Genomic DNA, 24693 nt, shown 5'->3' on the forward strand with positions numbered 1-24693 from the left:
TGCGAGGACGCCTATTCCTGCGCGCAAGGCGCCGATGCGCTCGTCATCGTCACCGAATGGGTGCAGTTCCGCGCGCTCGATCTCGGCCGGCTGAAGGCGGCCATGACCCAGCCCGTCGTCGTCGATCTCCGCAACATCTACCCGCCCGAAGAGATGCAAGCCGCCGGCTTCACCTACGAGAGCATCGGGCGATCGTCCCAGGCTTAAGCCAGTCGTTTGATGTTCGGCTTCGCCCGCCTCATCCTGGGGCGGGCGAAATCGTTTCTGATGCGATATGATCCGGTCGCATCAGGTCGCCGCGTTTGGCCTCGTTGCCGCGATGGAGATTGTCATGACCGACGACACGCACACGATCCGCAGTGGCGGGCTCACCGCGACCATCAAGGCACACGGCGCCGAGCTGTGCTCGTTGAAGGACGGCAGCGGTGTCGAATTTGTCTGGCAGGCGGGGCCGGCCTGGCCACGCCACGCGCCGCTGCTGTTTCCGATCGTCGGGCGTCTCGCCAATGACGAAATGCGGCACCGGGACAAGACCTACCGGATGACCCAGCACGGTTTTGCGCGCGACAGCCGGTTCGTGTGGGTAGAGCGCGGCGAGAACCGTTGCACGCTGGCGCTCGAAGACAGCGAGACAACGCGCGCGCTCTATCCGTTCGCATTTCGCCTGAGGGCCACCTATGCGATCGACGACGCTGGTCTCGATCTCTCGCTCACGGTCGTGAACACCGGCAAGGAGACATTGCCGGTGTCGCTCGGTGGCCATCCCGCCTTCAACTGGCCGCTTCAGCCTGGAATGTCGAAAGAGAGCTACGCGCTGACGTTCACGAACGAGGAGCCATCTCCGGTTCGCCGTGTCGAGGGCGGACTCCTGCTCGCGGCAACGGATCCGAGCCCCGTCAGAGGCACCGTGCTTCCTTTGTCGGAGTCCCTGTTCACCAATGACGCCGTCATCCTCGACCCCGTCAACAGCCATGCGGTCCGCTATGCGGCCGGGCAGGGGGGCGGGCCCTGGCTCAAAATGTCATGGCGCGGCTTTCGCGAGCTCGGCGTCTGGTCGAAACCGACAGGCGCGCCGTTTCTCTGCATCGAGCCCTGGCGCGGCTATGCCAGTCCCGTCGGTTTCGAAGGCGAGTTCAGCGACAAGCCGGGTCTGATGCACATCGCGGCCGGCGCGAACGAAGAACTGTCGTACCGGATCGAGGTTGGATCGTCCTGAGACCGGACGGCGCATCGCGCAGCCCTCAGACCTCGATCCGCGTGAGATCCTCGCCGAGCACAACGGGACCCGAATAGTCCTTCCTGACGTCCGCGAGCAACGCATCCAGCATGGCATCGTCGGTGCGCGGACGGTGATGGGTCAGCGCAAGCTTCTTGACGCCGGCCTTGGCGGCAACCTTGCCGACCGTATCGCCGCAGGCGATCGTGTATTTCGCGAGCCGGCGGAGATGGTCGTTGGTGATCTCAGGCGTCGCGAGAAAGCAGCACTGCACCAGTAGGTCGGCTCCTTCAGCCAGCCGCTCGAGACCGGGGCAGGGCACCGTGTCGCCGGAGATCGCAATGACCTTGCCCTCGGCTTCGAAGCGGAAGCCGAGACACATCCAACGCGCGAGAAACGCCGGCGACATGTCGAGACCGTCGCCATGTGAGACGAGCTCGGCGCTGATCTTCCAGCGACCGGTGTCGAGGACGGGGCCGGGAATGATGTCCGTCGCGACGACCGGCTTCCATCCGCCAAAGGTCGGCTCGCCCTGATCCCGCCAGGCGATGTCCTTGTCGTAGACCTGTGTGATCAGCGTGTTGACGAGCCGTTCGGTATCGGGCGGACCGTAGATGCGCAGATCGTCCTTGCGCCCATGCATCCACGAATTCAGCATCACATCATAGAGGTCGCTGATGTGGTCGAAGTGGTGATGGGTGAGAAAGACCGTGTTGATGGCGCCGAGCGGCACGCCGGCTTTGTGGAGCTGCACCATGACGCCGCGGCCCGCGTCGAACAGGATATTCTCCTCGCCAAGCCTGATCAGCGTGGTCGTCGCCATGCGGCGCGGGTCCGGGCGTGGGCCGCCGGTACCGAGCAGTATGACTTCCATGGCGCCTACTCCAGCGTGAAGCCGGTCGACCTGATCACGCCGCCCCGGCGTGTCTGAAGATCTTTCGTGGCGTACTTTAGATTCGAAGGCGTCAGCTAGACAAGTCGCGCGTCAGTGCAGACCGGCCGCAGTGGCGGCGATGGTCGGCCGGATCGTTGACCGGTCCGATCCCGCGGACGTCAGGCGATGCGCAAAATCCTGCGCGCGCCGTTCGACCAGATGCCAGGTCGCGCGTGCGACGAGATAGCTGAGCGCGGCGGTGACGGCATAGGCGATCAGCAGCGAGACCAGTCCGTCCGTAAGCGGCCAGATCTGGCGCAGGCCGTAGATCACCGCGAAGTGCGACAGGTACATCGAATAGGAGTTGCGGCCGAGCGCCTCGATCGGCCGGCAGCGGATCGCGAGGCGGATGCAACCTGCAACCAGCGCGCCGAGCACGAGGTTGATCATCAGGTAGTTGAATTCATGCGAGCCGGTCGCGCGGTCGGCAATGAAGGACAGCGCGATGAAGGCGGCGAAGATCGCGGCGTCCGACTTCGCAAAGCCGTCGCGCAGCGAGAAGAACAGCGCGCAACCCACGAGGAAGACCGGAAGCTGGCTCAGGAAGCTGATGTGCAATGCGTTCCACACGAACGCTTCGTGGCCGGGACCATAATAAGCGGAGAACAGCGCGAACGCCCACGGCTTGAACAGGCAGACATTGACGAGATGCAGCACGATCGCGAGCGCAAGATAGAGGTGGCGGCGAGATCCGAAGGCCGTGATCACGAAGGGGAAGACGAGATAGAACGTCATTTCCGCCGCAATCGACCAGTCGCCCGGCACGACGCTGTTGACGCTGTCCGGCCAGAAGCCGTGCAGGAACGTCGCGGTCAGGATCACCTGGAGCGGCCCGATGCCGTTGGGCGCGTTGTAGCTGGGACCCGTGCCGTTGACGGCGAGGTAAACCGGGATCGCGAGCCAGAACAGCGGCGCGATGCGCAGGAAGCGCCGGATGTAGAATTTGCGCGTCGGGTCGGTTTCGGTGCGCTGCGTCCACATCAGGCACATCGTCATGGCGCTGACGAAGTAGAACACGTTGACGCCGGTCCAGCCGCACATGAAGGCGAAGTCGACGGCGTGGATCTTTGAAGGAAAGGATTGTGAAACGTGGATCGCCATCACGCCGACGATGGCGAGGCCGCGCAGGACGTCGAGCGTGTGAGAACGGCCGAAAGGCGTTGCACCTTGCTCGGTTCGTTCGGCGGCCAACCGGGCCTGCCCCTGCATCACGCCTGCTCCGTGGTTTCGCATCTGCAAGCGGAGACCATAGAGGCGCGGCCGGCTGTTTCGAAGCCGAAGCCTTTCTTTACGTTAACCAGCGGTTGAGTCCGATGCCGAATGTACGGGATCGGCGGTGTCGAGGGTCCCGGTCGGCGCTCGCACGCGCCACGCCGGCATGATGATGCGCGCGATGAGAATTGTGGGGCAATTCATACTTAATACGCCAATACCATGACCAATATTGTTCGGGCAGCACAACACGCCTAGTATTCCAGCAGGCAATTTCGGGGGCTCGAATAAGTCGTGAATGTTCGTTCACAGGACAGTGCGCTGCGCGACGACTTGAACTTTCAAGCCGCGCCACAAGCACACAGGACATCCAACAACGTGGTTGATTCCGCACGTCAGGAATTAAGGCCTGCCGGCCGCGAACGGCTGATCGTCGTCGAAGACGATCCCGTGACGCGGACGATGCTGGTCGGCTATTTCAGCGAGAACAATTTCGACGTGGTCGGCGCCGGCTCCTGCGCGGAATGCCGCCAGGCGCTGCGCTCGCGCACGGATCTCGTCTTCCTCGACGTGCAGTTGCCTGACGGCGACGGCTTCGAGCTCGCCAAGGAGATCCAGGCGACCAGCAACGCGGGCATCATCTTCGTGACGCGCCGCGACACCGACGTCGATCGCATCCTCGGGCTCGAGATCGCCGGCGACCATTACGTCACCAAGCCGATCAATCTGCGCGACCTGCTCGCGCGTGCGCGCAGCGTGCTGCGGCGGCGCTCGATCGACCGCAAGGCGGCGCGCAACCACAATTCGATCGCCTTCGGCGACTGGATCATCGACCTGACCCGGCGCGAGCTGCTCGGCAGCGACGGCAAGCCGGTGGCGTTGACGCGCGCCGAATTCGACCTGCTCGCGGCGCTGGTCGGCGCCGACGGCCGGCCGCTCAGCCGCGATTATCTGATCGAGGTCGTGAGCAACCGCCAGGCCGAGGTCGATATCCGCACGGTCGATGCGCTGGTGGCGCGGCTGCGGCGCAAGCTCGTCGGCAGCGGCACGCCCGTGATCGCGACCGTCACCGGCGTCGGCTACAAGCTCGCGCTCAGCGAGCGGCTCTAGCCCTCATCCGTCGAAAGATCCGATCACCCTCGTGCCTATCGCGCGCGGGCGCTCTGGTCCGTCGATGTCCTTTGCGCCGCCCCGGCCAGCTGGTCATCGACCGCATACAGCGTGCAGGTCGGCGACCATTTCATGCAGGCGCTAAGCGAATCGCGCCGGGCGTCGTCGGCGGTCGTGCGGCCCGAACGCCAGCCGTAACCGCCGTTCGCCGACACCGCAAAAGCCTTGTGCGGCATGGTGCTGGCGAGATAGCGGGAGAATTCGGCGCGCGCGGCCTCGTTGAGCTGGCCCGGCGGCGGCAGCGGATCGGGAACGCTCAGGATGTCGTGGCCGAGCCCGCGCTCGCGCAGGAAGGCGTCGAGATAGGGCGTCCATTGCGGCCGGCCCACCACCGAATAGAGATAGTGGCCGTCATCGCCATACGGCGGCGCCGCGATGAATTTCGTGTGACCGCCGTTGCCGCGAAACCCGTCATAGAGGCGGCGCGCGAGATCGGGACCGAAGAACGAGTCGTTGGCCGCATAGACCCACAGCATCGGCACGCGCGACGTCTTGCCGAACGTGGCGAAGGCCTGCACCAGCCCGTCCTCGTTGCAGACGTCGTCGTCATCGCGCGAGCCGCGGCCGCCGGCAAAGCTGATCGCGGCGATTAGACCCGGCGGTGCCTGCGCGGTCAGCGCGACGGTGGCAAGCCCGCCGGCGGAATGGCCGGCCGCGATCATGCCCGATGTCGTGACGTCGGCCCTGCGCCCCATCGCATCGATCGCCGCGCGCAAATCCGCGACTGCAACCGCCGCCGCCGGCAGATAGGCGGCATTGGCGCAGCCGCCGACGCTGTCGACGCGTCCGCCGGGCGAGGTGCCGTAGCCGCGCCGCATCACGATCAGCGCGGCAAAGCCGCGCCGGGCATATTCGAGCGCGATCCCGTAATATTTGTGCGCCGACATGGTCGCGCGGTCGTCGAAACTGCGCGGCGAGCCGTGGTTGAGCAGCGCGAGCGGATAGCGCTTCGTTCCGGCCGGCCGGACCAGAAAGGCCTCCAGCCCCTGCGGCCCGGCCTCCGCCATCGGAATGCGCAGGTCTTCCGTGTAGAACTCCGCGGCGATCGCATTGCGCGCGATGCCAGCCGTCGCAAGCCAGGCCATCAGCACAACCAAGAGCCTGTGAAACAGCGTCATGCCCCGACTCGAAAAAGCCCCGATTTGAAAGACCATAGCATGATCTCGGGAACGGCCAGCCCGCCGCGCGTGTTGTGCCCTTGGCGGGGGTCCGGCCGATGCTATGGTACTCCACAAACTCTGCACGACAGGACGAGGATATTTCAGTGGCTGATGTTCATCCCGAGGCGGGCAAGCTGGTCTCGCCGGACGCGCTCACCAACGTTCCGCGGCTGGTGACGGCCTATTTCGCCGGCAAGCCCGATGTCGGCGATCCCGCGCAGCGGGTGGCGTTCGGAACCTCCGGCCATCGCGGCACGTCGTTCAAGAACAGCTTCAACGAGGGCCACATCCTCGCGACTACGCAGGCAATTTGTGACTACAGAACTGAAAAGGGCCTGACCGGCCCGCTCTTCATCGGCATCGACACCCATGCGCTGGCCGAGCCGGCGCTGGTCAGCGCCGTCGAGGTGTTCGCCGCCAACGGCGTCGACATCATGATCGACAAGGACGGCGGCTACAGCCCGACGCCTGTCATCTCGCATGCGATCCTGACCTACAACAAGGGCCGCACTAGCGGCCTTGCCGACGGCGTCGTCGTCACGCCCTCGCACAATCCCCCCGAGGACGGCGGCTACAAATACAATCCGCCGCATGGCGGCCCGGCCGACACCGACGCGACCTCCGTCGTCGAGAAGCGCGCCAATGCCTATCTCGCCGACGGCCTGAAGGGCGTGAAGCGTATCGACTACGCCAAGGTGCGCAAATCCGCGAACGTGCACGCCTACGACTTCATCACGCCCTACGTCGCCGATCTCGGCAATGTCGTCGATCTCGATCTCGTCAAATCCGCCGGAATCAATATCGGGATCGATCCGCTCGGCGGCGCCGCCGTGCATTACTGGCATCCGATCATCGAGCGCTACGGCCTGAAGGCCACCGTCGTGAACGAGGCGATCGATCCGACCTTCCGCTTCATGACCGTCGACTGGGACGGCAAGATCCGCATGGATTGCTCCTCGCCTTACGCGATGGCGAGCCTGATCGCGATGCGCGACCGCTTCGACGTCGCCTTTGCCAACGACACCGATGCCGACCGCCACGGCATCGTGACGCGCACCGGCGGCCTGATGAATCCGAACCATTACCTTGCGACCGCGATCTCCTATCTGTTCGCGAACCGCCCGAATTGGGGCAAGGATGCCGCGATCGGCAAGACCGTGGTGTCGAGCTCGATCATCGACCGCGTCGCCAAGAAGCTCGGCCGCAGGCTGGTCGAGACGCCGGTCGGCTTCAAATGGTTCGTCGACGGCCTCGTCACGGGCGGCTTCGGCTTCGGCGGCGAGGAGAGTGCAGGGGCCTCGTTCCTGCGCCGCGACGGCGGGGTGTGGACCACCGACAAGGACGGCATCATCCTCGGCTTGCTCGCAGCCGAGATCATGGCCAAGACCGGCCGCGATCCCAGCCAGCTCTTCGGCGATCTCACTGCCGAGCTCGGCGTGCCGCACTATGCGCGCATCGACGTCGCCGCCACCGCTCCCCAGAAGAACATCCTTAAGTCCGTCACGCCCGAGCAGCTCGGTCTCAAGGACCTCGCCGGCGATCCCGTCCGCGCCACGCTGAGCAAGGCGCCGGGCAACGGCCAGCCGTTCGGCGGCATCAAGGTCGAAACCGATTTCGGCTGGTTCGCCGCAAGGCCGTCGGGCACCGAGGACGTCTACAAGATCTACGCGGAAAGCTTCCGCAGCACCGAGCACCTGAAGCGGATTCAGGAAGAGGCCCAGGCGGGCCTGAAGAGGGTGTTCGGGGCGTAGGGCACTGAGCCCAGGACGACTCTTCGGTTGCTGCTCCGAGGAAGTGTTTGCCGCATTCTCCGCTGTCATCACCCGCGAAAGCGGGTGATCCGGTACGCCGCGGCCGTGCCGTGATGCGGAGGAGCCGCGGCGTACTGGATTCCCCGCCTTCGCGGGGAATGACCTTCTGGTAAAATTGTATACACCGTAAAGATAATAGGTATCAAAATACGCCAATTTGGCCTTGAACGATTCTATCCCTCCGCTATTGTATACATAACGTATTCATAAGCCTTGGGAGAGCGACCCGTGACAAAACCCTTCCCGATGAACGCGTGGTACGCCGCGGCCTGGGACGCTGACGTCAAGCCGGCGCTGTTGCCGCGGACGATCTGCGGCAAGCATGTCGTGATGTACCGCAAGGCCGATGGCTCGGTGGCCGCGCTGGAGGATGCCTGCTGGCACCGCCTGGTGCCGCTGTCCAAGGGACGGCTGGAAGGCGACACCGTCGTCTGCGGCTATCACGGCCTGAAATACAATGCGCAGGGGCGCTGCACCTTCATGCCCTCGCAGGAGACCATCAATCCGTCGGCCTGCGTCCGCGCCTATCCCGTGGTCGAGCGTCATCGCTACATCTGGCTCTGGATGGGAGACCCCGCGCTCGCCGATCCCGCGCTCGTCCCTGACATGCACTGGAATCACGATCCGGCCTGGGCCGGCGATGGCAAAACCATCCACGTCAATTGCGACTACCGCCTCGTGCTCGACAATCTCATGGACCTCACCCACGAGACCTTTGTGCACGGCTCCTCGATTGGGAACGACGCGGTCGCCGAAGCGCCGTTCGATGTCACCCACGGTGAGAAGACGGTGACGGTGACGCGCTGGATGCGCGGCATCGAAGCGCCGCCGTTCTGGGCCAAGCAGCTCGGCAAATCCGGCCTCGTCGACCGCTGGCAGATCATCCGCTTCGAAGCCCCGTGCACGATCGCGATCGATGTCGGCGTGGCGCCGACAGGCACCGGCGCGCCGGAAGGCGACCGCTCGCAGGGCGTCAACGGTTTCGTGCTCAACACCATCACGCCGGAGACCGAGAAGACCTGCCACTATTTCTGGGCGTTCGTCCGCAACTATCAGATCGGCGAGCAGCGCATCACCACCGAGATCCGCGAGGGCGTCTCCGGGATCTTCCACGAGGACGAGCTAATCCTCGAGGCGCAGCAGCGCGCCATGGACGAGAACCCCGATCGGATCTTCTACAACCTCAACATCGACGCCGGTGCGATGTGGACGCGCAAGCTGATCGACAGGATGGTGGCGAAGGAAAGCGCGCCGCAGCAGCTCCAGGCCGCGGAGTAGCCCAGGTGAAAGCAGCGCCCGAGCGTGAGGTCGACCGCTCCGTCTCGCAGACCGTGAAGGCGCAGCTCGCGCTGCGCGACCAGATCCTGTCGGGTCGCTTACGGCCCGGCGAGCGCATCTCCGAGCTGCAGGCGGTGGAGACGACCGGCGCCTCGCGTACGCCGGTGCGCATGGCGCTGGTGCGGCTCGAGGAGGAAGGCCTGCTGGAGGCGATTCCCTCCGGCGGCTTCATGGTGAAGGCGTTCTCCGAACGCGACATCTCCGATTCCATCGAGCTGCGCGGCACGCTGGAAGGGCTCGCCGCGCGCTTCGCCGCCGAGCGCGGCGTTTCCGCGCGCGAGCTCGAACCGCTCAAGGAATGTCTTGCCGCGATCGACGAGTTGCTGCGTCAGGTGCCGATCTCGGTCGATGCCTTCTCGTCCTATGTCACGCTGAACGCGCGCTTCCACGCACTGCTCACGGAACTGTCGCGCAGCCCGCCGCTGATCCGGCAGATCGACCGCGCCTCGGCGCTGCCGTTCGCCTCGCCCAGCGGTTTCGTGATGGCGCAATCGGCGCTGCCCGAGGCGCAGCAGATTCTGATCATCGGGCAGGAGCACCATCGCGTCGTGATCGACGCCATCGAGAACCGCGAAGGCGCCCGCGCCGAAGCCGTGATGCGCGAGCACGCGCGGCTCGCGGTGCGAAACTTGCGGCTTGCGTTGCGCAACCGCACCCATCTCGACCTCTTGCCGGCGCTCGCGCTGATCAGGACCGCAACCGACTAGGGTGTCACCATGCGCTTCATCGAAACCTGGATTCCGGCAACGCTGGTCGCGACGCGCGATCTTGCGCCGGGCATCCGCGAATTCCTGATCCTGCCGGATCAGTTCGACGGCACAGCCTATCCGGTCGGCAGCCACATCAATATCAGCGTGACCATCGACGGCCTGCCGGAGACGCGATCCTATTCGCTGGTCGGCGAGGCGTCCTCGCGCGGTTTCAGGATCGCGGTGCGTCGCGCCGAGGATTCCCGCGGCGGCTCGCGCTATATGTGGCAGCTCGCACCCGGCGCTCGGCTCGACATCACCCGGCCGGCTTCGCTGCTCGCGGTCGACTGGACGCGCGAAAACTATTGCCTGATCGCCGGCGGCATCGGCATCACGCCGATCCTTGGTGCCGCACAGGCGCTGGCGCGTCGCGGCGCTGATGTCACGCTGCATTATGCCGTCCGCTCGCGCACCGATGCCGCCTATCTCGACGATCTCGCCAAAATGCTCGGTGAGCGCCTGGTCGTTCACGCGAGCGACGAGGGCCGGCGGCTCGACCTCGATGCGCTGTTCGGATCATTGCCGCAAGGTGCGCTGGCGCTGTTTTGCGGCCCGATGCGGATGCTGGATGCCGCGCGCCACGCCTGGATCGGCGCCGGCCATCCGCTTCCCGATCTCCGCTACGAGACCTTCGGCTCCAGCGGCACGCTGCCGACCGAGACGTTTCGCGTGCGCCTGAAGGGGACCGATGTCGAGCTCGAAATCCCGCGCGAGCGCTCGATGCTTGATGTGCTCAATGCCAGCGGCCACGACGTGATGTACGATTGCAAGCGCGGCGAATGCGGCCTGTGCGCCATCGACGTGGTCGAGGTCGACGGCGAGATCGACCATCGCGACGTCTTCTTCAGTGATCACCAGAAGCAAAGCAATCAGAAGATCTGCGCCTGCGTCTCCCGCGCCCGCGGCACCATCACCGTGGACACGCTGCTGCGGGCGGACGCGGTCTGACCGGGGCTGGAAGGCGTACTCGGAAAACGCGATCAGCCTGAGCGCATCGGCTCTCCTCTCGGGAGCGGATGGGCGCAGGTCGTCCTGGCGAGGCAGCTAAGGGCGGCCACGAAGCGGGCTTCGTTTGCAGCGCCAACGGGCCGGCAAGAGCGCTTCGTGCGGTCCGCCAATCATGATAGGCTTGCTCTCGGCAATAAAAGTGTTCAGCCGGTCTTGGACAGCAAGGGTGGAGATTCTGCCATGAAATCCAATTCTGTCTCGCTGGCAGTCGATGCGTTCGCCACAGGGCGAGCTGACGCGCTGATTTTGATCGGCCGCATTCTCCTCGCGTGGGTATTCGTCGGAAGCGCGTATGGAGCAATATCCAACTTCAGCGGCTCTGTGGGTTACTTCAGGTCCCTGAACCTTCCAGCACCTGAGCTGTTCACGATGACGAACATCGTACTGGAAGTATTGATATCCGTTGGTTTGATATTGGGCGTCGGTACGCGCTACTGCGCAATTCTGACGTTTGTGTTCGTATTGGCGGCAACGGCTATTGCGCACCGCTACTGGGAGTATCCCGCGGGTGCGCAGCAGATCGGTCAATACAACCACTTCTTGAAGAACGTCTCGATCATGGGAGGCGCGATGTTGATCTTCGTCACCGGGGCGGGCCGGTTCAGTTTCGATCGAGCATCGTAGCCGAGATCACTTCAAGTCGGGCTTGAAAACTTCCTCTATCGCGCGGCGGATGCTCTTTGAGAGCTGCTTCAGGGTCTTGCTCACGAGGGCGAAGAGAAGCATCAACCAAGTCGCAAGCGCGGCACACCACAGTACGACTTCCAATATCTCAGGCATGATGATGCCCCTCAAAAATAATTACTTTGAAATGCGGCAAGTGTTGCTTAATGGGGCCGACACGGCAAGCCGTCTTGAGAGTGGTAGCGCGCCGAAACACTCGGAAACGCTCTCAAAACAGCGGACAGCCTTAGGTCAGGGATGCAGACCAACCCTATGACCGCGAAGACTGGCGCGGGATGCAGAACTGCCTGGCAGCGATTCATTTGCAAAGGGTGGCTTGAAGAAATTCTGCCCTGCGCGAGTCTGCTTCACCCCTGGAAGCGGACCGCCTCACATTTGCGAGTATTTCCCTACGCCGCGTAAGTCGCCCGCAGCTTCTTCGTGTTCAACAGCGCCAGAACGCCATCGGCCGACACCGGCCGGCTGATCAGATAGCCCTGCGCTTCGTCGCAACCGAACTGGCGCAGAAACTCGAGCTGGTCGGCGGTTTCGACGCCTTCGGCAACCACGCCGATGCGGAGGTCGCGCGCCAGCGAGATCACAGACTTCACGATCGCGGCGCAGTCGGGCTGCACCAGCATGTCGCGGATGAAGGACTGGTCGATCTTGATACGGCTGAACGGCAGCTTGCGCAGATAGGTGAGGGAGGAGAAGCCGGTGCCGAAATCGTCCAGCGCCACCGTGATGCCGAGCTCGAGCAGCGCGTTCAGGATCGACGCCGCGGAGCCGTATTTCGACAGCAGCATCGATTCCGTGATCTCGATCTCGAGCCGGTGCGGGGCGACCTTCGCGTCCGCGAGCGCCTGCACGATGGTCTGGAGGATGCCGGTGCTGTGAAACTGCGCGGCAGAGAAGTTCACGGCGACCCTGATGTCTTCCGGCCAGTCCGAAAGCGTCGCGCAGGCGCGCCGGATCACCCATTCACCGATCTCGTGGATCAGCCCGGTCTCCTCGGCGATCGGGATGAATTCGCTCGGCGGCACCAGTCCGCGCCGGGGATGCTGCCAGCGCAGCAGCGCCTCGAAGCCGGTGATGCGGTTCTCGCCGAGATCGAGGAACGGCTGGAACACCAGGAACAGCTCGTCCCTGGCGATGGCGCCTTCGAGGTCCGCTTGCAGCGCCTTGCGATCGCGTGACACCCTGTCATCGGCTTCCTCGAAGAAGCAGACCGTGCCGGGACCTGCCTTCTTGGCGCGATACAAAGCGGCGTCGGCATTCTTCATGATGTCGAGCTGCGTGGTGCCGTCGCGCGGCGCCAGCACGATGCCGACGCTGGTCGCGCCGGCGATCTGGCGGCCCTCGATCCGGAACGGTTCGTCGAAGGCCGCGACGAAGCGTTCGGCGATCTCGAGCGCATCCTCGGGCCGCGCCAGATTGGCCATCACCAGCGCGAACTCGTCGCCGCCGATTCGCGCGACGTGCTCGGCCGCGCGCGTGCAGCGTTGCAGCCGGCTTGCGACCTGGACCAGGAATTCGTCGCCGGCGGGGTGGCCGAACTTGTCGTTGACCTCCTTGAAGCGGTCGAGGTCGAGCAGGAGCACCGCGAATTCCTCGCCGGACAGGGCCATCCGCCGGAGCGCGGCTTCGAGCGTCTCGTTGAAGGCGAAGCGGTTGGGCAACAGCGTGAGGGGATCCTGCCGGACCGTGCGCTCGGCCTCGATCTGCCGGATCACGCGCCGCGCGAAAGCGAATGAATTGACGAACACCGCACGCAGCAGCACGCTGCCGTAAACCACCACCAGGATGGCCATCAGCACATAGGCGGGATCGCCGTCGCGGCCGAGGCAGATGGCGATGCCGACGAAGATGGGGCTCGTGAAAGCGATGGCCGCAATCGGGATCGTGGCGAAGGCTAGTGCGCCGCCGGCCAGCATCCCCGAGCAAAGGCAGGTGATGACGAGCTGGCCGCCGGTCGCGGCATTCGCGAAGAAGGCGACCGGGACGATGCCCCAGGCAACGCCGAGCACGAAGGCGTTGCGCACCAGCCGATGCATCGCCCGACGCGAAACGAATTGCGGTTTTGTGATCCGGCGCGAGGCGTGGGATTGCAGGCCGAACGCAATCGCGGCGCCGGCCACGATCGCGGCCCAGGCCAGTGCAAACTTCCAGTCCGGCGAATGCCAGAGCGCGATGGCGAGCACGGCCGCGTTGCAGGCATTGGCAAGCATGATGCCGACGGAGTAGCCGAGCACCAGTGACATCTGATCGGCGCGGATATGTCCGGCGACGGGTTCGTCGGTTGCAGGACCGCCAAAGGCCGACAGATCGCCGGCGAACAGCCGCGCGAAATAGCTGGTCGTTTGAGTCCGCATTCGAGAGCCTAGCAGCATGGGCCGTTTGTCCGGCTCGATCAGGAGGATTCGCTGCAAACCTTTGACGAAATATGAATTATCCCCGCTGGCCACGATCACCGTGGCCACTTCTGCGTGTTCAAGCGAGGGTATCGATAACAAATCGATACAAATGCGGCGCCCCGCGTTACGGTTGTAACAGTGGGCCGATCGCAGAACGCGCTCGGCCTTCATGGTTCGAGACGCGCCGCAAGGCGGCGCTCCTCACCATGAGCGTCTAAGATGTTGCCGCGGAGCAGACCTCATCCTGAGGAGCTCGCTGAAGGCGGGCGTCTCGAAGGATGGCCGCGAGGAGGCTGCCAGCCCGCTCTGTTGCCAAATGTGCCGAACGTCACCGCCCGAGTTGCTTCGGATCATAATAGAACCGTTCTTCGATCAGCTGATCGCCCCGCCAGGTCTGCCACGCGATCTCATCCAGCGTTCGGACGACGCCTTCGGCATTCGTGAAGCTGAAGCTCCAGCGGGTCGCGACGTGGTGGCCCTCGATCAGGCTCGGCCCGATGCGGACGGCCTTCACCTCTCTGGATGCCGCGAGCACGCCGCGCTCCTTGGCGACGAGCTTGTCGCGGCCGACCGTCGGGGCGGCGTTGTTCTCATAGGTCGCGGCATCCGGCGTATAGAATTGTTCTATCGCTCCGATGAAGTCCCCATCCTCCAGCCGCTTGGCAAAAGCTTCAACGACATCACGGCTCGGCATGGATCACCTCACGATTAAAACCGACTGATAGTCGGTAAATACCGACCGGTAGTCGAAAAGTCAACTGGCCGGGTGCGACGAATTGGACTAGACGGGAGCCATGGTAAAGCAGGCGGAGCGGCGGGCGGCGACATCGGAGGCGATCCTGACGGCGGCGCGCCGCCTGTTCGGGACGCAGGGCTTTGCCGCGACCACCATGGACGACATCGCGGAGGCCGCGGGCGTCGCCAAGGGCGCGGTCTATCATCACTTCAAGACCAAGGAGGCGGTGTTCGAAGCGGTGTTCGATTCTGTCTCGCGCGATCTCGTCGCCGAGATCGACCGGACCGCGCGCGCCGAGAAGGACGTGCTCGCCGCGATGGTCGCGGGCACCCAGCATTACTTTGCGGCGACCGCCAAGGGCCCGACAGGTCAGATCATTCTGCGCGACGGCCCGGCCGTGCTCGGCTGGGAGCGCTGGCGCGAGATCGACGCGCAGCATTTTGGCGGTAAGATGCCGCGCGCGCTGTCGGTGGCGATGGAGGCCGGCCTCATCGCAAAGCAGCCGGTCGAGCCGCTGGCGCGGCTGCTGCTCGGCGCGGTGACGGAGGCCGCGGTCGCCTGCGTCGGACGCGCGGATATCGCAAGGGCGGGCGCGGAATACGCCCGTGCGTTCAAGTCGCTGGTCGAGGCGCTGCGTCTGCGCGCATGATTGTGCTAGTGACGAACCGGAAACGCCCACCAACAAGAAGAACAGTAGCGCATGAACGCAAATTCCTCCCTCGCGCCGTCCGATCCTGAGTTCGACTACATCATCGTCGGCGCCGGCTCCGCCGGCTGCGTGCTCGCCAACAGGCTGTCTGCGAACGGCAAGCACAGCGTGCTGCTGCTCGAGGCGGGACCTAAGGATTCCAACATCTGGATCCACGTGCCGCTCGGCTACGGAAAACTGTTCAAGGAGAAGACGGTCAACTGGATGTATCAGACCGAGCCGGAGCCCGAATTGAAGGGGCGCCAGGTGTTCCAGCCGCGCGGCAAGACGCTGGGCGGATCGAGCTCGATCAACGGCCTGCTTTATGTCCGCGGCCAGCACGAGGATTACGATCGCTGGCGCCAGCACGGCAATGCCGGCTGGGGCTATGACGACGTGCTGCCCTATTTCAAGAAGGCCGAGAACCAGGCGCGCGGCGCCGATCAATATCACGGCAGCGGCGGCCCGCTGCCGGTCTCCAACATGGTCGTGACCGATCCGCTGTCGAAGGCCTTCATGGAAGCCGCGGTCCAGACCGGTCTGCCCTACAATCCCGATTTCAACGGCGCCACGCAGGAGGGCGTCGGCCTGTTCCAGACCACGACGCGCAACGGCCGCCGTGCCTCGACGGCGGTGGCCTATCTTGGACCCGCGAAGACGCGCAGCAATCTCAAGGTCGAGACCGAGGCGCTCGGCCAGCGCGTGCTGTTCGAGGGACGCCGCGCGGTCGGCGTCGAATATCGGCAAGGCACAACCGTGCGCCGGGCCCGCGCGCGCAAGGAGGTCGTGCTGTCGAGCGGCGCCTACAACTCGCCGCAGCTCCTTCAGCTCTCCGGCGTCGGCCCTGCCGATCTCTTGCGCAAGCACGGCATCGATGTCGTGCTGGACGCGCCGGGCGTCGGCCACGATCTCCAGGACCACATGCAGGTCCGCATCGTGATGCGCTGCTCGCAGAAGATCACGCTCAACGACACCGTCAATAATCCGTTCCGCCGCACGCTGGCCGGCGCGCGCTATGCGCTGTTCCGGAAGGGCTGGCTGACCATCGCGGCCGGCACGGCCGGCGCCTTCTTCAAGACCAGTCCGCGGCTTGCTTCGCCCGACATCCAGGTGCATTTCCTGCCGTTCTCGACCGACAAGATGGGGGAGAAGCTGCATGATTTTTCCGGGTTCACGGCGTCGGTGTGCCAGCTCCGGCCCGAAAGCCGCGGGACCTTGCGCATCAAAAGTGCGGACCCGACCGTGCCGCCGGAGATCCGCATCAACTACATGTCCACCGAGACCGATCGCACCACCAACGTCGAAGGTCTCAAGATCCTGCGCAAGATCCTGAATGCGCCGGCGCTGAAGCCGTTCGTGGTCAGCGAGTACGATCCTGGCGCGAAGGTATCCACGGATGGAGAGCTGCTCGATTATTGCCGCGAGCGCGGCAGCACCATCTACCATCCGACCTCGACCTGTCGTATGGGCAATGACGCGCTGGCGGTGGTGGACCAGCGGCTGAAGGTGAGGGGGCTCGAAGGCCTTCGCATCGTCGACGGTTCGATCATGCCGGACCTCGTGTCGGGGAATACCAACGCGCCGATCATCATGATCGCCGAAAAGGCCTCCGACATGATATTGGAGGATGCGCGATAAACATTGCGCTGAAAGGACATTCGACTTGGCTACGCGACTGAAGATCGGCACACGCAAGAGCGCGATGGCGCTGGCACAGACGGAAGAGATTGCGCGCCGCCTGACCGCCGCCATGCCCGATCTCGATGTCGAGATCGTCAAGTTCGACACCACGGGCGATCTCGACCAGACCAGCAAGCTGCTGCCGCATGGCGGCAAGGGCGGCGCCTTCGTGGCGCAGATCCGCGCTGCCGTGCTCTCCGGCGAATTGCAGGCCGCGATGCATTCGCTGAAGGACATGCCGGGCAACGAGGACACGCCGGGCCTCGTCATCGGTGCGACCCTGTCGCGCGATCCGCCGAGTGACGCACTGGTGCTGCGCGATGGGGTGACGCTGGAAGCGCTGCGCCAGTCCCGTGGCAAGGGTTTCAAGGTCGGCACCAACGCCGTGCGTCGCGCCGCCTATGCGCGGCGGCTGTTTCCCGATGTCGAGGTGATCCACTTCCGCGGCGCCGCCGACACGCGTGTGCGCAAGCTCGACAATGGCGAGAAGCAGAAGTTGCCGGATGGCGGCGCGGTTGGTCCCGCCGATGCGTTGATCATGGCGCGTTCCGGCCTCGACCGCGTCGGCCTCTCGCACCGTATCGCCTATGAATTCACCGCGGCGGAGATGCTGCCCGCGGCAGGCCAGGGCATCGTCGCCGTGGAATGCGCCGCGCAGGACTGGCAGACGCGGCAGATCCTGGCATCGATCGACGATCCCTCTGCGCACGCTTCTGCCGATGCCGAGCGCGAGGTGCTGTGGGTGCTCAACGGCCATTGCAATTCGCCGGTGGCGGGTTTTTCGACCATCGCAGGCGATCAGATGTCGCTGACGGCGTCCGTGCTCGACCTCTCCGGCAACACCATCATCGAAGCCTCGCACACGGGCCCCGCCAACCGCCCGCGCGAGCTCGGCCGTGCGGTGGGACTGGATCTGCTGGCGAAGGGCGCCGCCGAGATCATCGAGCGCAGCCGGCCGCGCTAAATTTTGAGAGCGCAGTACGTGCAGCATCCGTCATTGCGAGCGTAGCGAAGCAATCCAGGCTGTCACCGCGGAGAGATTCTGGATTGCTTCGCTGCGCTCGCAATGACGGCGCGGAGCCTCAGCCCCGCACGCGCTTCAGCATCTGCTCGACATGGGCGATCGGCGTTTCCGGCTGGATGCCGTGGCCGAGATTGAAGATGAAGCGCCCTTGCGCAAAGTTCGCCAGCACGTTGTCCACTGCGCGGTCGAGCGCCGCGCCGCCCGTGATCAGCACCAGCGGATCGAGATTGCCCTGCACGGCGACGCGGCTCTGCACGCGCTCGCGGATGAAGGCCGGCTCGGCAGTCCAATCGATGCTGACGCCGTTGACGCCGGTCGCTTCGACATAACCGGGCAGTTGCGCGCCGGCGCCGCGCGGAAAACCGATGATCTTCGCATCGGGCACTTTTGCGCGCACGCCTTCGACGATGCGCCGGGTCGGCTCGACCGACCAGCGCGCGAACTCGGCCGGCGGCAGCACGCCGGCCCAGGTGTCGAAGATCTGCAACGCATCGGCGCCGGCCGCGAGTTGCGCCAGCAGATATTCGATCGAGTTCTCCACGAGCACGTCGATGATTTTCGCAAACGCCTCCGGATGCCGGTAGGCCATCATCCGCGCCGGCGCCTGGTCGGGCGTGCCCTGGCCTGCGACCATGTAGGTCGCCACCGTCCACGGCGCTCCGCAGAAGCCGATCAGTGCGGTCTTGGGATCGAGCGCACCGCGCACGATTCTGAGCGCCTCGAACACCGGCTTGAGCTTGCCGAAGTCGGCGTGCGCGGCGAGTGTCGCGACTTTTGCGGGATCATCCAACGGCTCCAGCCGCGGACCCTCGCCAACCTCGAACCGCACGGAACGGCCGAGCGCATAGGGGATCACGAGGATGTCGGAGAAGATGATCGCCGCATCGAAGCCGAACCTGCGGATCGGCTGCAGCGTCACTTCGGCGGCAAGCTCCGGGTTGAAGCAGAGATCGAGGAAGCCGCCGGCCTTGGCTCGCACCTCGCGATATTCCGGCAGATAACGCCCGGCCTGCCGCATCATCCACATGGGCGGGGTAGCCTGGCGCTGGCCGGAGAGCACGTCGATGAAGGGCTTTGTCGCAGACTGGGGCACGGACGTTCCTATCAAGATTGAGGTTCCTGATACACCGCCGAGAGCCGGAGCGGAACAGTGGAACCAGCGCAAATGCGCCGCGTTGACCTCCCAATCGAGGAGGACTCCATGGCTGAGACATTCAATCCCGCGCCGCACGACAAGCACGCTGATGATCTTGGCAAGGCGCTGGCCGCCGATCGCCATACCAAGCTTGAAGCCGGGCTGGAGGACAGTTTCCCTGCGTCCGATCCCGTCAGCGCCGCGCAGCCGACACCGTCGAAGGCCGATGCGGACGCCGACAGTCCCTCGCTCTGGGACAAGGTTAAGTCGATCTTCAGCTAAGGCCGACGTTCAGCGAGCGCCGGGGCGCTCGGTTTCCGATAGGGTCGCTAACGCATTGTTAGCGATCCAGCGACGCTCCAGTCCGTAGGAGTACGGGAAAACCCGCATAACGCTGCGAATGTCCTCAAGCGTTTCAGGGTTCAATAACAGAAGCGGTGGAAGTTCCGGCGATCGGAGATTTCTGCCGCATGACCGTCGCCTCACAAAGAGCCGGATGGAGCCGCCTGCCGTTGCGCGCGGCGGCGTTCGTCGTGCTCACTTGTGCGACCATCCTCGGCGTCAGCGGCTGGCGCGAATGGGCCGCGCGCGATGCCGTGCTCAAGGGCGCCGAGACCGAGATGGCGAATGTTGCGCGCTCGCTGACGCAGCATGCGGAGGACAGCCTCGACCTGCTGGATTCCGGCGTCGTCGGCGTCGTCAGTCGGCTGGAGATGGACGGCGCCGAACCCGCCACGATCGCCAAGCTCAGGAATTTGCTGGAGGCACGCAAGAAGGCGATCGCGCGCATTCACAGCCTCGCCATTATCGACGACCAGGGCAACTGGCTGACCTCGCCGGGCACGATCGGCTCGACGCTGAGCGACGACGCTTTCTTCCGTCATCACCAGCTGTCCTCGAAACGCGAGCCTCATGTCGGCCATCCGGTGCGGAGCCAGCTCGATGGCGAATGGGTCGTCACCCTGTCGCGCCGCTTCAACAAGCAGGACGGCAGCTTCGGCGGCGTCGTGCTTGCGACCATCAGTGCGAACTATCTCGCGCATTTCTACGAGCAGTTCGAACTCGGCCGCAACAGCTCCGTGGCGCTCGTGCATGGCGACGGCATGATCATCGCGCGCAATCCAAGCAACGACAGGTTCGTCGGCCGCAGCGTCGCCGACACCCCGCTATTCCGCGACGCGAGCCTGCAGCAGCCGGGCGGCGCATACCATTTCAGGTCGCCGCTGGACGGCGCCGAGCGCGTCAGCTTCTTCAAGCGCTCTGGCCGTTATCCGCTCGTCCTGCTTGCCATGGTCGACAAGGCCGAGCTGCTGGCGCCCTGGCGAGCCGCGGCGATCTCTCGCATGCTCTACGTGCTCGCGCTGGTCGTGCTGATCGCGGTCATCGGTGCGGTGCTGGTGCGGCAGTTGCAGCGGGGCCAGCGCATGGCCGCGGCCCTGGTCGAGAAAGAGGCGCATTTCCGCCTGCTCGCCGAAGGCTCCAGCGACATGGTGACCCGCATCGGGCTCGACGAGCGGCTGCGCTATGTCTCGCCCTCGTCGGTTCGTGTCGTCGGCTGGCGGCCCAATCAGCTGATCGGAACGCCGGCGCTCGCCGGCATCCATGCGGATGATCGGCCGCAGGTCCAGGCGTTCGTCGATGCCATGAAGCGTGGCGAAAAGGACGAGGCGCGCGTCACCTATCGCAACGCGCACCGGCAAAACTCGGAAGTCTGGCTCGAATCGACCATGCGGGTGACGCGCAAGGAAAACGGCAACGTCGACGGGGTGGTCGCGATCTCGCGCGACATCACCGAGCAGAAGAAGCTGGAGACCAGGCTCGAGACGCTCGCGATCGAGGATAGCCTCACCGGGCTCGCCAACCGCCGCCGCTTCGACGAACGGTTGAAGGAGGAATGGGCGCGCGCCTACCGCGACCGCTCCAGCCTCGCTTTGCTGATGATCGACGTCGATCACTTCAAGGCCTACAACGACGAATACGGCCACCCCGCAGGCGATGCCTGTCTGCGCGTGGTGGCGAAGGTCATCGCGGCCGAGATGCAGCGCGCCGGAGATCTGGCTGCGCGCTATGGCGGTGAGGAATTCGCCATGCTGCTGCCGAACACCGATGCCGCCGGCTGCGCGCGGATCGGCGAGCGGATTCGCCGGGCGATCCGCGAGGCGGGCCTCGTCCACAGCACCAATCACGCGTCGGGATGCGTCACCGCTTCGCTCGGCGGCGCGGCCTGCCGGCCCGCGCTGGAACGCACCGCCGGCGTGGGCTCGCTCGTCGAGGCTGCCGATCAGGCGCTCTATGCGGCGAAGCAAGGCGGGCGCGACCGCCTGATGATGTCGGTCGAGGTGGCGAGCCTGCTGCCGAAGGCGTCAGGGCTATAGACCATCATCCTCAATAATGCGGCGGGGGCTCGTTGGCAGGGCCCGGCGCATTCGTCTCGGCTTCCTGAAGTCGCTCGCCGAGCTCTGCGATCTTCCGCGTCAGCGCGTCGATCTGCTTCCACTGCGCGGTGATCGTCTGGTTGAGTGTCTCGATCGTATCGTCCTGATAGGCGATGCGCGTCTCCAGCGTGTCGATGCGCTCGCCCAGCGTCTTGATGTCACTCGTCACGGTCGTGCCCCAATTCCTGTTCGCGTAGGCCCCGTTCGCGCAAGCCATGACTGAGTGCGACGCGCTCGTCGAATACAAAACATTCGCCGCGCCAGCGGCTCTGCGCCTCCGGCACCTCTTCGAGATATTTGAGGATACCGCCCTTGAGGTGATAGACCTCAGCAAAGCCGCGCGCGAGCAGATGCGCGCTCGCCTTCTCGCAGCGGATGCCGCCGGTGCAGAACATCGCGATCCTGCGGTGCTTTGCCGGATCGAGCTGCTCGGCGGCAAAATCCTTGAACTGGCCAAAGCTCTTGATCTCGGGATCGACCGCACCCTCGAACGTGCCCATCGCGACCTCGAAGGCGTTGCGGGTGTCGAGCACCAGCGTGTCGGGTGCTGCGATCAGCGCGTTCCATTCGGCGGCCTCGACGTAAGTGCCGACCTGCCGCGTCGGATCGGCGGCCTCGTCGCCGAGCGTGACGATCTCCTTCTTCAGCCGCACCTTGAGCCGGCCGAACGGCATCGCTTCGGCGGTCGAGAATTTCAGCTCGAGATTGTTCAGCCGGCCGCCGAACAGGGCGCCGTGCGCGAGCTCGTGGACGAAGGCGTCGATCGCCTCGGGCGCACCCGCAATCGTGCCGTTGATGCCTTCCTGGGCGAGCAGCACGCTGCCCTTGAGCGCGAGGCCTGCGCAGAACGCGCGCAACGGCTCGCGCAGCGCGCGGTAATCGGGCAGGGCGGCGAATTGGTAAAAGGCGGCGACCTTGTGGATCATGGCGGCTCGTTTAGCAGGCGGCCGCCGCCCAGAAAACCCGCATGGTCCCGGACGGCAAAAGGTCTATACGCCCAGCGGATGGCAGCTATTTCGCTGGTATGCCAGCATTGCCCCGGCGGGCCGGAATGTGTCATGTAGGCCCGGTTTTTCCGAGACGGCGCGCCCTCCGCGCCGACGGCCCAAGAGAGCCCCCCAAGAGAGCCCTGAGAGAGCAAAACTTCGATGAGAAACTTCCATTTCCCCGGCAGGTCCACGGTCCACGCCACCAACGCGATGGTCGCGACCTCGCATCCGCAGGCCTCCCTGGCCGCGATCGAGGTGCTGCGCGAGGGCGGCTCGGCGGTGGACGCGGCGGTGGCGGGTTCGGCGCTGCTCGGCGTGATCGAGCCGCAATCGACCGGCATCGGCGGCGACTGCTTTGCGCTGATCCAGCCGCGCGGCGAGGGCAAGATCATCGCCTATAACGGCTCCGGCCGGGCCCCGAAGGCGGCGAACGCCGACTGGTATCTCGAGCGCAAGATCAATTCCGTGCCGCTGACCTCGGCGCATGCGGTCTCGATCCCCGGCGTGATCGACGCCTTCGCGACCGTGCTGCGCGATCACGGCAAGTTCGGCTTCGACCGCCTGCTCCAGCCCGCGATCAAGGCGGCGGAAGAGGGTTACGTCGTCGCCCCGCGCATCGCCTTCGACTGGAAGAACCAGTTCGAGAAGCTGAAGGGTGGCACCAACACGGTGCGTTACCTGTTGCCGGGTGGCAAGCCGCCGGTCGCCGGCGACATCATCCGCCAGGCCGAACTCGGCAAGACGCTGCGCGCGATCGCCAAGGACGGCCGCGACGCGTTCTACAAGGGCGCGATCGCGGAGGACATGGTCGAGACCCTCAGGGAGATCGGCGGCCTGCACACGCTCGACGATTTCGCCGCCCACACCACCGAGACGACGACGCCGATCGGCACCAATTACAAGGGTTACGACGTCTGGCAGTGCCCGCCGAACGGCCCGGGCGTCACCGCGCTCTTGATGCTCAACATCCTGTCGCGGTTCGACCTGACCAAGTACGCGCCGCTCAGCATCGAGCGCTTCCATCTCGAAGCCGAAGCCGCGCGCATCGCCTACATGAATCGCGAGATGCATGTCGCCGATCCCGAGCATATGAAGATCGACGTCGCCGAAATGCTCGCGAAGGGCTTTGCCGATGAGTACATCAGCAAGATCCGCATGGACGGCATGCTCGACCTGCCGAACGTCGCGCCGCCGATGAATCCCTCGACCATCTACATCACGGTCGTGGACAAGGACCGCAACGTCTGCTCGTTCATCAACTCGATCGCGCATTCGTTCGGCTCGGCGATCGTCTCGAACAAGACCGGCGTGCTGTTCCAGAACCGCGCCGGCGGCTTCCGCATCCAGCCCGGCCATCCCAATTGCATCGCCGGCGGCAAGCGCCCGCTGCACACGATCATGCCGAGCCTCCTCACCAAGGGCGGCCGCTCCGTGATGCCGTTCGCGGTGATGGGCGGACAGTACCAGCCGGTCGGCCAGACCCACGTCGTGACCAACATCCTCGACTATGGCTGCGACGTGCAGGAGGCGATCGACATGCCGCGCGGTCTGCACTACGAGGGCCAGTACCAGCTCGAGGACAGCGTGCCTGCCGATATCGTCGAAGGCCTGAAGAAGCTCGGCCACAAGACCACCAGCGTGGTCGGCCCGCTCGGCGGCGCCCAGGCGATCTGGATCGACTGGGACAAGGGCACGCTCACCGGCGGTTCCGATCCGCGCAAGGACGGCTGCGCGCTGGGCTATTAAGGGCCGAGGGCTGGAAACGATTGCTTCGTTGCGCTAGACACCTTCCGCCTCAAACGGAAGGTCTCTTATGCAGCGTTTCCAGCGCGCGCTCCTCGCCATCATGTCGGCACTCGCGATCACCGTGATCGGCAGCGTGTCGACATTCGTTTCCACCACGGCCTCGGCCCAGACCGCAGGAAAACCCATGACCACAGCTTCAGGCTTGCAGACCATTGATAGTGTTGTCGGCACCGGCGCCTCGCCGAAACCCGGCCAGATCTGCGTGATGCACTACACCGGCTGGCTCTACGAGAACGGCCAGAAGGGCAAGAAATTCGACTCGTCGGTCGACCGGAACGAGCCGTTCGAGTTTCCGATCGGCAAGGGCCGCGTCATCGCCGGCTGGGACGAGGGCGTTGCCACGATGAAGGTCGGCGGCAAGCGTACGCTGATCATCCCGCCGCAGCTCGGCTATGGCGCGCGCGGCGCCGGCGGCGTGATCCCGCCGAACGCGACATTGATGTTCGACGTGGAATTGCTCGCGGTGAAGTGAACCTACGTCGTCATGCCCGGGCTTGTCCCGGGCATCCACGTTCTTTCCTTCGT

General features: G+C 64.9%; 24 protein-coding genes. 15 read left to right on the forward strand and 9 right to left on the reverse strand.

The genetic code is table 11. The annotated features are described in order from the left end of the window. Positions 1–207: UDP binding domain-containing protein (locus CT676_RS34400; RefSeq protein WP_244623358.1), on the forward strand; the 207-nt coding region annotated here is incomplete at its 5' end. Positions 208–331: 124 nt separating this feature from the next. Then, positions 332–1216: an aldose 1-epimerase family protein gene (locus CT676_RS34405; protein WP_167768252.1), complete on the forward strand. Its 885-nt coding sequence runs from the start codon at positions 332–334 to the stop codon at positions 1214–1216. A gap of 25 nt (positions 1217–1241) precedes the next feature. Here the strand turns inward: CT676_RS34405 and CT676_RS34410 are convergent, their stop codons facing one another. Together CT676_RS34410 and CT676_RS34415 are read right to left on the reverse strand one after the other, a co-directional pair. Then, positions 1242–2090, reverse strand: coding sequence for an MBL fold metallo-hydrolase (locus tag CT676_RS34410; protein WP_135216306.1), 849 nt, complete (start codon positions 2088–2090; stop codon positions 1242–1244). A gap of 111 nt (positions 2091–2201) precedes the next feature. After that, on the reverse strand, positions 2202–3359 hold the full coding sequence (locus tag CT676_RS34415; protein ID WP_135216307.1) for an acyltransferase: 1158 nt from the start codon (positions 3357–3359) through the stop codon (positions 2202–2204). A gap of 297 nt (positions 3360–3656) precedes the next feature. Here CT676_RS34415 and CT676_RS34420 point away from each other — a divergent pair, with 297 nt between their 5' ends. Beyond that, complete coding sequence (locus CT676_RS34420) at positions 3657–4472, forward strand: response regulator transcription factor (RefSeq protein ID WP_063979731.1); 816 nt, start codon at positions 3657–3659, stop codon at positions 4470–4472. A gap of 35 nt (positions 4473–4507) precedes the next feature. Here the strand turns inward: CT676_RS34420 and CT676_RS34425 are convergent, their stop codons facing one another. Beyond that, the gene (locus tag CT676_RS34425) at positions 4508–5650 is read right to left on the reverse strand and encodes an alpha/beta hydrolase (RefSeq protein ID WP_135216308.1); all 1143 of its coding nucleotides are present in this window, start codon (positions 5648–5650) and stop codon (positions 4508–4510) included. Between the two features lie 146 nt (positions 5651–5796). Here CT676_RS34425 and pgm point away from each other — a divergent pair, with 146 nt between their 5' ends. From pgm to CT676_RS34450, 5 genes are all read left to right on the forward strand, one after another. Further along, positions 5797–7443: a phosphoglucomutase (alpha-D-glucose-1,6-bisphosphate-dependent) gene (pgm, locus tag CT676_RS34430; protein ID WP_167768253.1), complete on the forward strand. Its 1647-nt coding sequence runs from the start codon at positions 5797–5799 to the stop codon at positions 7441–7443. 288 nt (positions 7444–7731) lie between these two features. Beyond that, on the forward strand, positions 7732–8781 hold the full coding sequence (locus CT676_RS34435) for an aromatic ring-hydroxylating dioxygenase subunit alpha (protein WP_167768254.1): 1050 nt from the start codon (positions 7732–7734) through the stop codon (positions 8779–8781). A 5-nt stretch (positions 8782–8786) separates the two neighbouring features. Next, the gene (locus tag CT676_RS34440; protein ID WP_028148569.1) at positions 8787–9548 is read left to right on the forward strand and encodes a GntR family transcriptional regulator; all 762 of its coding nucleotides are present in this window, start codon (positions 8787–8789) and stop codon (positions 9546–9548) included. A gap of 9 nt (positions 9549–9557) precedes the next feature. After that, a complete protein-coding gene (locus CT676_RS34445) occupies positions 9558–10538 on the forward strand; it encodes a PDR/VanB family oxidoreductase (RefSeq protein WP_135216311.1) in 981 nt (326 codons plus the stop codon). 240 nt (positions 10539–10778) lie between these two features. Continuing rightward, positions 10779–11222 carry a DoxX family protein gene (locus CT676_RS34450; RefSeq protein ID WP_071917677.1) on the forward strand — a complete coding sequence of 148 codons (444 nt, stop codon included), beginning with the start codon at positions 10779–10781 and terminating at the stop codon, positions 11220–11222. A 6-nt stretch (positions 11223–11228) separates the two neighbouring features. Here the strand turns inward: CT676_RS34450 and CT676_RS44470 are convergent, their stop codons facing one another. The 3 genes from CT676_RS44470 to CT676_RS34460 all read right to left on the reverse strand — a co-directional run bounded on the left by CT676_RS44470 (position 11229) and on the right by CT676_RS34460 (position 14369). After that, entirely contained in the window at positions 11229–11378 is a 150-nt protein-coding gene (locus tag CT676_RS44470; RefSeq protein WP_167768255.1) for a hypothetical protein, read from the reverse strand. Between the two features lie 293 nt (positions 11379–11671). Further along, positions 11672–13633, reverse strand: coding sequence for an EAL domain-containing protein (locus CT676_RS34455; RefSeq protein WP_135216313.1), 1962 nt, complete (start codon positions 13631–13633; stop codon positions 11672–11674). A 370-nt stretch (positions 13634–14003) separates the two neighbouring features. Then, positions 14004–14369 (reverse strand): nuclear transport factor 2 family protein, encoded by a 366-nt coding sequence (locus tag CT676_RS34460; RefSeq protein WP_135216314.1) that lies wholly within the window; start codon positions 14367–14369, stop codon positions 14004–14006. Positions 14370–14469: 100 nt separating this feature from the next. Between CT676_RS34460 and CT676_RS34465 the strand changes: the two genes are divergently transcribed. The 3 genes from CT676_RS34465 to hemC are packed head-to-tail and all read left to right on the forward strand — an operon-like array spanning position 14470 to position 17743. Then, a complete protein-coding gene (locus CT676_RS34465; RefSeq protein WP_135216315.1) occupies positions 14470–15060 on the forward strand; it encodes a TetR/AcrR family transcriptional regulator in 591 nt (196 codons plus the stop codon). A 51-nt stretch (positions 15061–15111) separates the two neighbouring features. Then, complete coding sequence (locus CT676_RS34470; RefSeq protein ID WP_135216316.1) at positions 15112–16737, forward strand: choline dehydrogenase; 1626 nt, start codon at positions 15112–15114, stop codon at positions 16735–16737. Positions 16738–16762: 25 nt separating this feature from the next. Then, positions 16763–17743 (forward strand): hydroxymethylbilane synthase, encoded by a 981-nt coding sequence (gene hemC, locus CT676_RS34475; RefSeq protein ID WP_135216317.1) that lies wholly within the window; start codon positions 16763–16765, stop codon positions 17741–17743. A gap of 118 nt (positions 17744–17861) precedes the next feature. Here the strand turns inward: hemC and hemE are convergent, their stop codons facing one another. Next, a complete protein-coding gene (hemE, locus tag CT676_RS34480) occupies positions 17862–18896 on the reverse strand; it encodes a uroporphyrinogen decarboxylase (protein ID WP_135216318.1) in 1035 nt (344 codons plus the stop codon). A gap of 108 nt (positions 18897–19004) precedes the next feature. On the opposite strand from hemE, the gene CT676_RS34485 reads away from it, so the two are divergent. Beyond that, the gene (locus tag CT676_RS34485; protein ID WP_014497480.1) at positions 19005–19220 is read left to right on the forward strand and encodes a hypothetical protein; all 216 of its coding nucleotides are present in this window, start codon (positions 19005–19007) and stop codon (positions 19218–19220) included. Positions 19221–19408: 188 nt separating this feature from the next. Beyond that, positions 19409–21313, forward strand: a complete 1905-nt coding sequence (locus CT676_RS34490; RefSeq protein ID WP_135216319.1) for a diguanylate cyclase — start codon at positions 19409–19411, stop codon at positions 21311–21313. A 10-nt stretch (positions 21314–21323) separates the two neighbouring features. On the opposite strand, the gene CT676_RS34495 is transcribed toward CT676_RS34490, so the two are convergent. Together CT676_RS34495 and CT676_RS34500 are read right to left on the reverse strand one after the other, a co-directional pair. Then, positions 21324–21542 (reverse strand): SlyX family protein, encoded by a 219-nt coding sequence (locus CT676_RS34495; RefSeq protein WP_063985210.1) that lies wholly within the window; start codon positions 21540–21542, stop codon positions 21324–21326. Next, on the reverse strand, positions 21532–22299 hold the full coding sequence (locus CT676_RS34500) for a rhodanese-related sulfurtransferase (protein WP_135216320.1): 768 nt from the start codon (positions 22297–22299) through the stop codon (positions 21532–21534). Before CT676_RS34500 ends, CT676_RS34495 begins: the two co-directional genes overlap by 11 nt. A gap of 222 nt (positions 22300–22521) precedes the next feature. On the opposite strand from CT676_RS34500, the gene ggt reads away from it, so the two are divergent. Together ggt and CT676_RS34510 are read left to right on the forward strand one after the other, a co-directional pair. Then, positions 22522–24108 carry a gamma-glutamyltransferase gene (gene ggt, locus CT676_RS34505; RefSeq protein WP_135216321.1) on the forward strand — a complete coding sequence of 529 codons (1587 nt, stop codon included), beginning with the start codon at positions 22522–22524 and terminating at the stop codon, positions 24106–24108. A gap of 67 nt (positions 24109–24175) precedes the next feature. Beyond that, positions 24176–24640 (forward strand): FKBP-type peptidyl-prolyl cis-trans isomerase, encoded by a 465-nt coding sequence (locus CT676_RS34510; protein WP_028148582.1) that lies wholly within the window; start codon positions 24176–24178, stop codon positions 24638–24640. Positions 24641–24693: the final 53 nt, after the last annotated feature.

The organism is Bradyrhizobium sp. MOS001, assembly GCF_004634465.1.
In the GTDB taxonomy this organism is placed as follows: domain Bacteria; phylum Pseudomonadota; class Alphaproteobacteria; order Rhizobiales; family Xanthobacteraceae; genus Bradyrhizobium; species Bradyrhizobium barranii.